Origin of the sequence: Nocardia panacis (assembly GCF_003598715.1) — a bacterium.
GTDB classification, from domain to species: domain Bacteria; phylum Actinomycetota; class Actinomycetes; order Mycobacteriales; family Mycobacteriaceae; genus Nocardia; species Nocardia panacis.
Genome location: NZ_QZFU01000019.1, coordinates 265,288 through 278,234, shown reverse-complemented (window position 1 = coordinate 278,234; position 12,947 = coordinate 265,288). Strand labels below are relative to the sequence as shown.

The 12,947-nt window shown below is 68.5% G+C and carries 12 protein-coding genes; 8 read left to right on the top strand and 4 right to left on the bottom strand.

Annotated features, from left to right (window positions below):
* Positions 1 to 25: 25 nt before the first annotated feature.
* The 5 genes from D5S18_RS16020 to D5S18_RS16000 all read left to right on the top strand — a co-directional run bounded on the left by D5S18_RS16020 (position 26) and on the right by D5S18_RS16000 (position 4,007).
* On the top strand, positions 26 to 757 hold the full coding sequence (locus tag D5S18_RS16020) for a response regulator (protein ID WP_120042184.1): 732 nt from the start codon (positions 26 to 28) through the stop codon (positions 755 to 757).
* Between the two features lie 90 nt (positions 758 to 847).
* On the top strand, positions 848 to 1,288 hold the full coding sequence (locus tag D5S18_RS16015) for an OsmC family protein (protein ID WP_120041723.1): 441 nt from the start codon (positions 848 to 850) through the stop codon (positions 1,286 to 1,288).
* Complete coding sequence (locus D5S18_RS16010; RefSeq protein ID WP_120041722.1) at positions 1,288 to 1,566, top strand: acylphosphatase; 279 nt, start codon at positions 1,288 to 1,290, stop codon at positions 1,564 to 1,566. Before D5S18_RS16015 ends, D5S18_RS16010 begins: the two co-directional genes overlap by 1 nt.
* Before the next feature lie 32 nt (positions 1,567 to 1,598).
* Positions 1,599 to 2,843, top strand: a complete 1,245-nt coding sequence (locus tag D5S18_RS35720; protein WP_239003803.1) for a hypothetical protein — start codon at positions 1,599 to 1,601, stop codon at positions 2,841 to 2,843.
* Positions 2,844 to 4,007 carry a glutathionylspermidine synthase family protein gene (locus D5S18_RS16000; RefSeq protein WP_120041721.1) on the top strand — a complete coding sequence of 388 codons (1,164 nt, stop codon included), beginning with the start codon at positions 2,844 to 2,846 and terminating at the stop codon, positions 4,005 to 4,007.
* Here the strand turns inward: D5S18_RS16000 and D5S18_RS15995 are convergent.
* Positions 3,961 to 4,572, bottom strand: a complete 612-nt coding sequence (locus D5S18_RS15995) for a hypothetical protein (protein ID WP_147403966.1) — start codon at positions 4,570 to 4,572, stop codon at positions 3,961 to 3,963. The genes D5S18_RS16000 and D5S18_RS15995 overlap by 47 nt on opposite strands.
* A gap of 241 nt (positions 4,573 to 4,813) precedes the next feature.
* On the opposite strand from D5S18_RS15995, the gene smc reads away from it, so the two are divergent.
* Positions 4,814 to 8,419, top strand: a complete 3,606-nt coding sequence (gene smc / locus D5S18_RS15990; RefSeq protein ID WP_120042182.1) for a chromosome segregation protein SMC — start codon at positions 4,814 to 4,816, stop codon at positions 8,417 to 8,419.
* Here the strand turns inward: smc and D5S18_RS15985 are convergent.
* Together D5S18_RS15985 and D5S18_RS15980 are read right to left on the bottom strand one after the other, a co-directional pair.
* Entirely contained in the window at positions 8,416 to 8,622 is a 207-nt protein-coding gene (locus tag D5S18_RS15985; protein ID WP_120041708.1) for a hypothetical protein, read from the bottom strand. The two genes, smc and D5S18_RS15985, sit on opposite strands and share 4 nt — an antisense overlap.
* A 5-nt stretch (positions 8,623 to 8,627) precedes the next feature.
* Positions 8,628 to 9,548 (bottom strand): NmrA family NAD(P)-binding protein, encoded by a 921-nt coding sequence (locus tag D5S18_RS15980; protein WP_120041706.1) that lies wholly within the window; start codon positions 9,546 to 9,548, stop codon positions 8,628 to 8,630.
* A 100-nt stretch (positions 9,549 to 9,648) separates the two neighbouring features.
* Between D5S18_RS15980 and D5S18_RS15975 the strand changes: the two genes are divergently transcribed.
* Positions 9,649 to 10,389 (top strand): TetR/AcrR family transcriptional regulator, encoded by a 741-nt coding sequence (locus tag D5S18_RS15975; RefSeq protein WP_120041704.1) that lies wholly within the window; start codon positions 9,649 to 9,651, stop codon positions 10,387 to 10,389.
* A gap of 46 nt (positions 10,390 to 10,435) precedes the next feature.
* On the opposite strand, the gene D5S18_RS15970 is transcribed toward D5S18_RS15975, so the two are convergent.
* Positions 10,436 to 10,825: a DUF2237 family protein gene (locus D5S18_RS15970; protein WP_120041702.1), complete on the bottom strand. Its 390-nt coding sequence runs from the start codon at positions 10,823 to 10,825 to the stop codon at positions 10,436 to 10,438.
* A 329-nt stretch (positions 10,826 to 11,154) separates the two neighbouring features.
* Between D5S18_RS15970 and ftsY the strand changes: the two genes are divergently transcribed.
* Positions 11,155 to 12,768, top strand: coding sequence for a signal recognition particle-docking protein FtsY (ftsY, locus tag D5S18_RS15965; protein WP_120042181.1), 1,614 nt, complete (start codon positions 11,155 to 11,157; stop codon positions 12,766 to 12,768).
* Positions 12,769 to 12,947: the final 179 nt, after the last annotated feature.

Below are 12,947 nucleotides of genomic sequence, written 5' to 3'. Positions count from 1 at the left end.
ACCCCGCCCGACACAGGAAGCGGCCGTGACGGATAACAAGCAGACCGAGAAGTCCGAGAAGTCGCCGGACTCGCTCGCCACCAAGGTGCTGGTCGTCGATGACGAACCGCAGATCGTGCGCGCGCTGCGGATCAATCTCTCGGTGCGCGGCTACGAGGTGATCACGGCCGCCACCGGCGCCGCGGCGCTGCGCGCGGCCGCCGATAAACATCCCGATGTGGTCATCCTCGATCTCGGTCTGCCCGATATGGACGGTATCGAGGTGCTGGCCGGGTTGCGCGGCTGGTCCACCGCGCCGGTGATCGTGCTGTCGGCGCGCACCGACTCCGCCGACAAGGTGGAGGCGCTCGACGCGGGCGCCGACGACTATGTGACCAAGCCGTTCGGCATGGATGAATTGCTGGCCCGGTTGCGTGCCGCCGTGCGGCGCGGCGCGATCGATGCCGACAGCGCGGACCCGGTGGTGGTGACCGCCTCCTTCACCGTGGACCTGGCCGCGAAGAAGGTCACCAAGGGCGGCGAGACCGTCCATCTGACCCCGACCGAATGGGGCATGCTCGAGATGCTGGTCCGCAACAAAGGCAAGCTGGTCGGGCGGCGGGAACTGTTGCGGGAGGTGTGGGGTCCGTCCTATGCCACCGAAACCCACTATCTGCGCGTCTATCTCGCGCAATTGCGTCGCAAACTTGAGGACGACCCGTCGCATCCCAGGCATCTGCTGACCGAGGCGGGGATGGGATACCGGTTCCAGGAGTAGGTGTTCGGCGTCACAGTACGGGATGGTCCGCGCCCGCCGGGGCGTTGCCGAAAATGCAACGACACCCATCTAGATGGCAGGATCATCACCATGGCCGAGCAGAGGACCCCAGCCCCCGTCAGCACCGAGTTGTGGGCCGAGCGCACCGGGACACGCGAATACATCGGACACAATGGGCGTGGCGGGCAGGTGCTGGTCGGGTCGCAGGGCGTGCCCGGTCGCTTCACCCCTGGCGAGCTGTTGAAGATCGCCCTGGCCACGTGCACCGGTCTGAGCGCGGATTTCTCCCTCAGCCGCAAACTCGGCGACGATTTCGACGCGACCATCCGGGTCTCCGGCGATGCGGACCGGGACAACGAGCTCTACCCGCAGCTCGACGAGGAATTCGAACTCGACCTGTCGGGTCTGAGCGAACAGGACCGCGAGCGGCTGCTGGTGACCGTGCAGCGGGCCGTCGACAAGGCGTGCACCGTGGGACGCACCCTGCAGGCCGGCGCGAAAGTGAGCCTGAACTTCACCGTGGAATCCTGATGGAGGACCCGGTCCGGCTCGGTGCCTGGGTGCACGGTCACGTCCAAGGTGTGGGCTTTCGCTGGTGGACTCGTGCCCGCGCCCTCGAACTCGGCCTGACGGGCCATGCCACCAATGCCCGCGACGGCAGGGTGCATGTGGTGGCCGAAGGTCCCCGTGCCCGCTGCGAGCGGTTGCTCGCCCTGCTGCGGTCCGGGGAAGCGCCTGGCAGGGTCTCATTGGTCGTGGAAAACTGGGAGCCGGGTCGGGGCGATATGGTGGGATTCGAGGAGCGCTGAATGAAGCAGGCGGCACGTGGGGGAAGAGGGCTATGAGTACACGGGAACCCGGCGCATCGGATCGGTCGGATTCGCCGCAGCACGACAACACCGCGTCCGGATCCGCGGGGCCGCCGTCGGCGGAAAGTCCGAGTGGTGTGGATCTCACGAAAGCCGCCGCAGGCGAACCGGTTGCCAAGACGCCGGAGGATGCCTCGAATCAGGCGGATACGGTTCAGGTAGCGGTGCCCTCCGATGCGGCATCGGACTCGACGGCGCCCGATGCCGACAACTCGGGAAATGCGGTCGTCGGCGGTTCCGATTCCGCAGTGACAGCGGTGTATCCGGCTGCGTCGCAGGATGATTCGGGTGTCATCGGGAGCAATCCGCCGGGTGCGGTCGGTGCCGGATCCGATTCGACCGCCGCGCCTCGGACCGTACTGCGGCCCTTCGCGGCACGGGGTTCCGCGTCCGACTCGCGATCCGCACAGACGCAGGTCAATCCCCTTGCGACGAGCGCTGATTCGGGTGTGATCGGCGGCGAGAGCGTATCCGGTTCACCACTGCTCGGGCCGCCGCCGCCCGTGCCCGAAACGCGGACCACCCGGATTCCGCTGCCGCCCAGACCCGGTGTGGCGGGTGCGTATCCGCCGCCCCTACCGGGTATGCCGACGATCGGGCTGCCGACCGACGATGCGGCGCAAGATGTTTCGCCGCCGGAGCCCGAGGAGAGCGCCGCGCCGCGCCGGGGCAGTATTCGGGTGCAGGAGGCGGGCGTGACGCAGCCGCGGCCGCCGACGGTGGCCGAGGCGCGGGCCAGGGACAGGGCGCGCAAGAAGGCCGAGGAGGATCGGCTGGCCGAGGAGGCCGCCGAGACGGCGCGCAAACGCAAGCGCAAACGGACCATGATCGGCGGTGTGGCCGTGGTCGGTGTCGCGGCGCTGGTCGGTGGCGGCTACCTGGCCTACCGCACGGCGACGGAACCGAAGTATCAGCAGGTCACCGCGCAGTGCTCGAAGGTATTGGACGGCAAGGAAACCGTCGTCGACGACAACAACTGCGGTCCCGGTCGTCAGGGTTTCGTGGACGACAGCACCGGCTATCACCCTGGCGGCCCCGGTTTCATCTTCTTGCCGGGCATCCCGCAGTATCACTACTACTACGGCGGCTCAGGTGTCGTCGGTTCGCCGCCGTCCGGCGGCACGTTCACCCGTCCGGACAATGCGCAGATCACCACCAAGAGTGGGACGACGGTGCAGCGCGGCGGACTCGGAAGCAAGAGCGGCGGAGGATCCTAAGTGCGACGCGTGCGCGCAACGCCCAGACCGGGATGGCAGCAGATCATCGAGGGACAGGGCCTGGTTTACGGTGCGCCCGCCAGGGATGCGCAGGGCAGGCCTCGTCCGTATTGGGACGAGTCGGTGCACTACGAGTTCGAGATGGACGAGATCCTCGCCCTCGAAGCCGATGTCGAACTGCTGCATTCGATGTGTTTGAACGCGGTGGAGCAGATCGTGCTGACCGAGCGTTTCCGGGATTTCGGTCTGCCCGAATGGAGTTGGGGTCCGATCACCGAATCGTGGAAGCGCGCGGACCCGTACGTGTACGGGCGCTTCGATCTGCGCTTCGACGCACGGCGCCCGGCCAAGCTGCTCGAGTACAACGCCGATACCCCCACCTCGCTGCTGGAGGCGGCGATCGTGCAGTGGTACTGGCTCACCGACTCCTATCCCGGTGGGGACCAGTGGAATTCGCTGCACGAGAAGTTGGTGGAGCGCTGGACGGCGCTGCGCGAGACGCTGCCGATGGCGCAGGCGCATTTCAGTTGGTCGGGTGCCGACGCCAGCGGTGAGGACAATGTGACCACCGCGTACATGCAGGAGACGGCGGCCGAGGCCGGATTCGACACGGTGGCATTGCCGATCGAGGAGGTCGGCTGGGATCCGGAACTGGATCGGTTCGTGGATCTGGCCGAGGCGCCGATCGAGGCGATCTTCAAGCTGTATCCATGGGAGTGGGTGCTCGACGACGATTTCGGCAGGCGGGTGGTCGAGAGCCTGCCGCAGACCATGTGGATCGAACCGCTGTGGAAGACGCTGCTGAGCAACAAGGCGATTCTGGCGGTGCTGTGGGAGATGTATCCGGGTCACCCGAATCTGTTGCCCGCCTACCTCGATGATCCGCACGAGCTCACCGAGTACATCCGCAAGCCGAAGCTGGGTCGCGAGGGCGCGAATATGACGATCGTCGGCGCGGGGATGGAAACCGCGACCGGCGGGGTCTACGGCGAGGAGGGCTACATCTACCAGCTGTTGGATCCGCTGCCGGAGTTCGACGGGATGCGGCCGGTCCTCGGGACGTGGATCGTCGGCGATACCGCCGCGGGTATGGGTATTCGGGAGACCGCCGGGTTGATCACCGACGACGGATCGGCCTTCGTGCCGCATCGGATTCGTACCTGATCGGTGCCCTGCTCCGGGGTCGGTTGGGTAGTCGAAGGTCGGCCGTGACGCGGCTGGGGCTGACACCGCGTTCGCGGAAGGTAGCGGGGATGCCCTGGTCGTGCAGCCACCCGCCGGGGTCGTCGCGGAGCTCCCGATCCAGGTGGGGGACGGTGCGATTCAGCAGTTCGAGCAGGTGGCCCCGGCCTTCGAGGGTGGCGCGAATATCGGCGAAGGTGTCCGGGCGAAAGGTCCACGCCCACTCGTACTCGGGTTTGCCGTCGACGAGTTCGCGGCCGCGGAAGACCAGTTCGCCGGAGGCGACGATGCGCACCCGCACGGCGAAACCCGCGCTCTCGAAACGACATTCGTCCGGCGGCGGCCGACGGTCGCGCCGGGCGATCTCGAACCAGGCGCAGATCAGCGCGACCGCCCCGCAGGTCATCGCGACGACCACCTCCACCCAAACATCGGTGAGCAGCGGGGACCGGCTCACTTCGCAGCCGTAGAGGAACACCAGACTCCCGGCGACCAGCGACGCGATACGGCCGAGCCGCAGTGCGGTGCTGATCACGGGGACTGGCATGGTCTGAACTCCCGAACAATGGTCGGCTGATGAATTCGACTGGGATGGTATGCGGCCGGGCCGCCTGCCTGCCCGGCAAGTCACCGCCGCTGGGCGGAGCGGGCTTGCCGGCAAACCACGGGCAGCCGAAATCCCGGTATTCGCCGACCGACTCGATACCCTGGACCGGGCACCTGCGGTCGGAGGGCACCGAGCGGCCGATAGCATGGCGATTCGCCCGCGCACGGAAAGGTCGTCGAATTTGCACCTGAAGAGCCTGACGCTGAAGGGGTTCAAATCCTTCGCGTCCGCGACGACACTGCGCCTCGAACCGGGGATCACCTGCGTGGTCGGTCCCAATGGCTCGGGCAAGTCCAATGTGGTCGACGCGCTCACCTGGGTGATGGGCGAACAGGGCGCGAAGGCGCTGCGCGGCGGCAAGATGCAGGACGTCATCTTCGCGGGCACCACCGGCCGGGCCGCGCTCGGCCGCGCCGAGGTCACCCTGACCATCGATAATTCCGACGGCGCGCTGCCCATCGACTACGCCGAGGTCTCCATCACCAGGCGCATGTTCCGCGACGGCGCGGGCGAGTACGAGATCAACGGCAATACCTGCAGGCTCATGGACGTGCAGGAACTGCTCTCCGATTCCGGTATCGGTCGCGAGATGCACGTCATCGTCGGGCAGGGGCAGCTCTCGGCCATCCTGGAGTCGCGCCCGGAGGACAGGCGCGCCTTCGTCGAGGAGGCCGCCGGTGTGCTCAAACATCGCAAGCGCAAGGAAAAGGCGGTCCGCAAACTCGAGGCGATGCAGTCCAATCTGGCCCGCCTCACCGACCTGACCACCGAATTGCGACGTCAGCTCAAACCCTTGGGCAGACAGGCGGAGGTGGCGCGTCGCGCCGCCACCGTGCAGGCGGATCTGCGGGATGCGCGGTTGCGTCTGTCCGCCGACGATCTGGTCACCCGCCGCCGCGAGTTGGAGTCGCAGCAGAGCAAGGAGGCCTACGCGCGCGAGCAGCAGGTCACCGTGCAGGCCGAACTCGATGCCGCCAATGCCGCACAGGCCCAGCAGGAATTTCAGCTCGGCAAGCTGACCCCGAGCGCCGAGGCCGCTGCCCAGCTGTGGTTCCAGTTGTCCGCGTTGGCCGAGCGGGTGAACGCGACCATCCGTATCGCGCGCGACCGTGCCCGCCACCTGGATACCGAAGCGCCCCTCGGCACGGGTCGCGACCCGGAACAATTGGAGGCCGAGGCGGATCGGGTGCAGGCCGAGGAGGCCGAACTGCGCGAAACGGTGGAGATCGCGGCCGAGACACTGGAGGCGGCGCGCGACGCGCTGGCCGAGCGCGAACATGCCGCGAAGGCCGCCGAACAGGCCCATCTCGCGGCCGTGCGCGCCATCGCCGATCGCCGCGAGGGTTTGGCCCGACTCGCCGGTCAGGTCGATACGCTGCGCATCAGGGCGCAATCGGTGGACGGCGAGATCGCCCGGCTCACCTCGGCCCTCGCGGAATCCCGCACCAAGGCCGAGGCCGCCGCCGCCGAATTCGAGACCGCCCAGGCCGAACTCGCCGAACTCGACGCGGGCGAGTCCGGTCTGGACGCGCAGCACGAACACGCCGTGCAGGCACTGGAATTGGTCGACCAGCGAGTGAACGAACTGCGCGCGCAGGATCGGGAGGCGAGTAAGCGGGTCGCCTCGCTCGGCGCGCGCATCGAAGCGCTCGGCATGGGACTGGCCCGCCGCGACGGCGCGGCGTGGCTCGTCGAGCATCGCGCCGGTGGTCTGCTCGGCCCGCTGTCGGGACTGCTGCGGGTGCGCGGCGGATTCGAGGCGGCGGTGGCCGCGGCGCTCGGTCCGCTCGCCGATGCCGTCGCCGCCGACACCGCCGACACCGCGCACGCCGCCGTGTACGCGCTGAAGGAGGCCGACGGCGGCCGTGCCGCACTGGTTTTCGGTGGGGCGCCGACACCGGCCGCGAATTCCGCGCCGCTGCCCGCGGGCGCGCACTGGGTCGTCGATATCGTCGAGTGCCCCGAGTCGGTTCGCCCCGCCGTCGCCGCGCTGACGTCGGGTCTGGCCGTGGTCGAAAGCCTTTCCGCCGCACGGGAACTCGTCGCCGCCCGACCCGAGCTGCGGGCCGTGACCACGGCGGGCGAGTTGACCGGGAGCGGCTGGCTGCTCGGCGGTTCCGATCGCGCGCCGAGTCAGTTGGAGATCCAGGCCGATATCGACACCGCCCGTGCCGATCTCGCTGCCGCGCAGCGCCGCGCCGAGGAGTTGGAGGCGGCACTCGCGGGCGCGCTCGCCGAGCAGACCGACCGCAAGGAGGCCGTGGATCACGCGCTGCTGTCCCTGCACGAATCCGATCAGGCCCTGCTCGCCCTCTACGACCGGCTCGGTCGGCTCGGTCAGGCGGCGCGCACCGCGCAGGCCGAGGGCGACCGACTCGTCACCCAGCGTCTGGATACCGAATCCGGCCGTGAGCAGACACTGGCGGCGCTGGCCGACCTCGAGGATCGCCTGCGTCGCGTGGAATCGGAGCAGGGTGGCGCGGGGGATGAGGGCGCGGCCACCGAGTCGGCGGGTCTGCTGCGCGAGGAGGCGGCCGCCGCCCTCGCCGAGGCCAGAACCATGGAGGTGGAGGCCAGGCTCGCGGTGCGCACCGCCGAGGAGCGCGCGGAATCGGTGCGCGGCAAAGCCGATTCGCTGCGCCGCGCCGCGCGCGCCGAACGCGAGGCGCGGGCGCGGGCCGAACATGCCAGGGCCGCCCGCCGGAAAGCGGCCGAGGTGGCCGCCGCAGTGGCGGCGTCGGGCGCGCAGGTGGCCGCCGAACTCGAGGCCGTGGTCGCCGCCGCCGCGACCCGCCGCGACGATCTGGTCCGCCGCCGCACCGAATGCGCCGCGCAGCTCGACCAGATCCGGGAGCGGGCGCGGGCGCTGACCAACCAGTTGGCCCAGCTCACCGATGCCGTGCACCGCGACGAGGTGGCCAAGGCGCAGGCGGCCCTGCGCATCGAACAGCTCGAGGTCACCATCGGCGAACAGTTCGGTATCGCGCTGGCCGACCTCATCGCCGAGTACGGCCCGCATGTCCCGCTGCCGCCCTCGGATCTGGAGTGGCGCGAATACGAGCAGGCCAAGGAGCGCGGCGAGCAGGTCAGCCCGCCCCAACCCATGCCCTACGACCGACCCGGCCAGGAGCGTCGTGCCAAACGCGCGGAAAAGGATCTGACCACCCTCGGCAAGGTCAATCCGCTCGCGCTCGAGGAGTTCGCCGCGCTCGAGGAGCGCTACAACTTCCTGGCCACCCAACTCGACGATGTCAAGAACGCCCGCAAGGACCTGATGGAGGTTGTCGCCGAGGTGGACGCGCGCATCCTGCAGGTCTTCACCGAGGCCTACGCGGATGTGGAGCGCGAATTCGTGGGGGTGTTCGCGAAACTCTTCCCCGGCGGGGAGGGCAGGTTGCTGCTCACCGACCCTTCCGACATGCTCACCACCGGTATCGAGGTGGAGGCCCGCCCGCCGGGCAAGAAGGTCAAGCGACTCTCGCTGCTGTCCGGCGGTGAGAAATCGCTCACGGCGGTGGCGCTGCTGGTGGCCATCTTCCGGGCGCGGCCCTCACCGTTCTATGTGATGGACGAGGTCGAGGCGGCGCTGGACGACACCAACCTGCGCAGGTTGATCGGGCTTTTCGAACAGTTGCGGGAGAAGAGCCAACTCATCGTCATCACCCATCAGAAACCGACGATGGAGATCGCCGACGCCCTCTACGGGGTGAGTATGCGCGGTGACGGCATCACCCAGGTGATCTCGCAGCGGATGCGGGGGGAGAACCTGGTGGGCGCGGCGAGTTAGCCGGAGTTCGGCGGCATCCGGACGGTGCCCGCGTTCAGGTCGATCACCGGATCACCCCCGGATTGGCGGTCGTCGAGTTTGGCGATGGCCACCCATTCCTTGCGTTCGTGCACATGCTTGCGGGAGGGGCCGAAGATCTCGTCGACCTCGGCCCCCACCGGATCGCGTGGCTGATTGTCGCGCCGACGCCGGAAGAGACTCACCGCACCTACGGTACGCGCGGTGTCGATGCCGCCTCGGCGTCGAATTGCGCCCGCAGCGCGGTGGCGCCGGTGGTGCTGAGCCAGGTATCCAGGTTCATGAGGTCGGGATGGATCTGGCGCACAGTGGGGATATCGGCCTGCCAATTGCCGAATTCGCGGATCACGCGCCAGATTTCGACCAGGTTCGGTCCAAGGGCCTCGGCCTCGGCCAGGGTCAACTCGTGGTAGCGGACTTCACGGCCGGTGGCCACGCTGATGGCGGCGGCAGCCGCGGTGGGGGTGATCGCGTCACCCGCCAAATCCAGTGTTCGACCGTGGAATTCGACCGGATCGGCGAAAGCGAGCGCCGCGATGGCCGCGATATCGGCGACCGCGACACTCTTCAGCGGCACGTCGGCGGGGTAGAGATGCCGGTTCACGCCGTTGGTGATGCCATCGACGACGTGGGTATAGCCGAAGAGGAAGTTCTCCATGAAACGCGCCGGCCGCAACAGGGTGTAGTGCAAACCACTCGCCGCCACGGCCTCCTCGATCCGCACTTTGCCGTCGCGATGGTAGGTGGCCCTTTTGCCGAGGCGGGCGACACCGGAGAACACGATCTGTTCGACACCCGCGCGCTCGGCGGCCTCGACGGTCGCGATGCCGCGCTGCGCCTCGAGGTCGTCGTCCGCTTTCGCGGCCGTGAAAGTCGGTGGGGGGATCAGAAATACGGCGCGGGTGTCCGCGAGTGCCTGCCGCAATGACTCCGGGGCGTCGAAATCGCCTGTCGCGAGGTCCGCGCCCGCCGCTGCCAAGGCGCGAGCGGCGGCCGAATTCGGGTCGCGCACAAGGGCGCGCACCGGGATGCCCTCGGCGAGCAGCTTGCGCGCGGTGGCGCCGCCCTGCTTCCCCGTGGCGCCGGTGACAAGAATCGGTTGATCGGACATATCGGCCTCGCTCTCGATAGAATCGGGTCGGTCGACCCGATTACCGACCGTAGTGACGGCGACAGCGGCAGGCCGGAACTGATTTGGAGGACCGTAACGAATGTCCGAACAGGTCGAACGTGTCGACGCCCGACGCAATCGCGCGCTGGTCCTCGCCGCCGCGCGCCGCGCCTTCGCCGAGCGTGGCGCTTCGGTCACACTGGCCGAGATCGCCCGCGTGGCCGGTGTCGGCGCAGGCACCGTGCACCGGCACTTTCCTACCAAATCCGCACTGCTCCAAGCGGTTCTGCAGGAGCGGGTGGACACCCTCGCCGAATCGACCGCGGCGCGACTCGACGCACCCGATCCCGGCGCGGCCTTCTTCGAGTTGCTCACGGAGATCATCGTGTCCGCGCCCCGGATGCGCGCACTGTGCGAGCTGGTCGAATCCGATGACGGCTGGCCGAAAACCATTGTCGGCACCGGCTTTCGGCATGCCCTGGCGGCGCTGCTCACCGCCGCCCGGCATCAGGGCTCGGTGCGTGCCGATATCGCGGTCGACGATGTGCTCGACCTGTTCGCCGGATGCGTTGTGATACAGCGCCGTTCCCGCGACACCGGTCGCCTCGCGCGCGCCAACGCGCTCGCCCTGGACGGCCTGCGCCCACCCGTTACGAAACTCGACGCCGTGTCCCGTAGCGAAACCCGCACCCGTAACGAAACTTTGGTCTCGCACTGCCGAATATGCGGGTCGCCCATGGTGCCGGCGGATACCGGCCGCCCACCCCGCTACTGCTCGGCGGCCTGCCGGCAGAAAGCCCACCGCCGCAGAGTGGCTCGCCGGAGTCGGGCCGCGATGTGACCGGGCTCGCATCGATGGGAGGTTCGGTCCTTCGCGCGACGCGACGCTACAGCAGGTCGCTGACGTCGTCGGGGACGTCGACGGCGTATTTGCGCAGGATATCCACGGATATCACTTCCAGGGCGTTCTCATGGGTGGCGGCCAGCACCACGGGTGCGGCGACACCGTCCTCATGGGCGTGCAGCCAGCGCACCGCCACCACACACCATCGGTCTCCGGGTTGCAGGCCGGGGAAGTTGTTCTCCGGGCGCGGCGTACTCAGATCGTTGCCGATGGATGCCTGATGTTCCAGGAATTCGGCCGTGACAACGGTGCACACGGTATGGCTGCCCAGGTCCTCCGGACCGGTGCTGCAGCAGCCGTCCCGGTAGAAGCCGGTGAGTGGATCGGTGCCGCACTCTTCCAGCGGCCCCCCAAGCACGTTTCGATCGGTCACCTCGCCGATCCTATTGTCCCGCCGCGAGAAGTTCCGCAGGACAAGAAATCTGGTGGTGTGGTGTTCACTTCGGGGGGTGTCGGACGGTCGCCGTCCGCGCAGGCCGGACCAAGTTCGCGCGGTATAGGAACCAGGCCCTGTGTCGGAGTTCCATCCGGCGCCTCCGCGGCCCAGCTCGCCGCCTGGCCGCATTGTCGTCGTCCCCGATACAACACCGGTATCGGGAACTCCTCCGCCTTGCCACGCGACGAGCTGAGCCACGGAGGCATCCGAATGGAACTCCGACACAGGGCCTGGATCACAGCCGGCGTTCTGCAAGGATGGTCGGCGTGAGTGCCCAAGTGTGGATCCTGATCGCCGCGATTGCCGCCGTGCTGCTGGTGGCCCTGGTCGCCGGATTCGTCCGGTACCGGACCAGGCGTGTCTCGCTGACACCGGCCGAGGAGCCGCGCGAACTGGTCGACCGGTCGGGCGGGTATACCGCCGCGGGCGGGTTCACCTTCAGCGGAGGCGGGGCGGCCACGGCCGAACCGGTTCCGGTCGAGCGGACCGACACCGAGGGGCAGCCGCATATCGGCGATGACGCGGCCATTCCGCGCGACGCGCCGAAGCGCGGTATCACGAACGTTCAGTTGCCCGCGGCCGATGTCGAGCAGCCGGCGGACGCCGCGCTCGAATCCGAGACCGCGCCGGCGACCGATGCGGTGGTTGTTGATTCCCGCGTCGACAGCGCTGCGGGTGTCGCTGAGAGCACGACAGGCTCCGAAGCGGTTTCGCAGAGCACCACGGCCGAGGAAGACAGCGCGCGGACCGCGACCCGCGCCTCCGAGGCAGGTGAATCCGGGCCTGCCGACGCCGGATCCGCTCCGACTTCCGTCGCATCGTCGGCGACTGAATCTCCCGCGCCCGATACCGCGGCGACCCGCGCCGAATCATCGACTGCGCCACAGCAATCGGCACCCGCCGAAACCGCGGAGATCTCCGCCGATGCCGCCGCGACGACGCCGCCCCTGGACACCATCGAGCCGACCACCGGCAGGTTGGTCCGCCTGCGCGGCCGCCTGTCCCGCTCGCAGAATGCCGTCGGTAAATCCCTGCTCGGTCTGCTGGGCGGCGGCGATCTGGACGAGGATTCGTGGGAGGAGATCGAGGACACGCTGGTGCTGGCCGATCTCGGCACCGCGAGCACGGCGGCCGTGGTGCAGCGGCTGCGCGAGGAGATGGCCGCCCGCAGTGTGCGCACGACCGATCAGGCGCGCGCGGTGCTGCGCGAGGTGCTCATCGAGGCGCTGCGCCCGGAACTGGATCGTTCGGTGCGGGCACTGCCGCATGCCGATCATCCGTCGATCCTGCTGGTGGTCGGCGTGAACGGCACCGGAAAGACCACGACCACCGGCAAATTGGCGCGGGTGCTGGTGGCCGATGGCCGCCGGGTGCTGCTCGGGGCGGCCGACACCTTCCGGGCCGCCGCCGCCGATCAATTGCAGACCTGGGGTGAGCGGGTCGGCGCGGAGACGGTGCGCGGACGTGAGGGCGCGGATCCGGCCGCCGTCGCCTTCGACGCGGTGGCCGCCGGTATCGATCAGGGTGTCGACGTGGTGCTCATCGATACGGCGGGCCGCCTGCACACCAAGACCGGTCTGATGGATGAGCTCGGCAAGGTCAAGCGGGTGGTGGAGAAGAAGGCCGCCGTGGACGAGGTGCTGCTGGTGCTCGATTCGACGGTGGGTCAGAACGGGCTGATGCAGGCCCGTGTCTTCGCCGAGGTGGTCGATATCACCGGCGTGGTGCTGACCAAGCTCGACGGAACGGCCAAGGGCGGCATCGTTTTCCAGGTGCAGCACGAGTTGGGTGTTCCGGTGAAGCTGGTGGGTCTCGGCGAGGGCGCGGACGATCTGGCTCCCTTCGAACCCGCGGCCTTCGTCGATGCGCTTCTGGGCTGAGTCGCACTGCCTTGTTGGGCTGAGTCGCACTGCCCTGCTGGGCTGAGTCGCACTGCTCTGTTGGGTTCGGTCCCATTGCCGTGTCGGGCTCGGCATTGCCGTGTCGGGCTCGGTTTCATTGCCCTTTGGGCCGGGTGAAGCAACCCCTACCGTCCGACACGCCGCCTCACCTCGGCGGG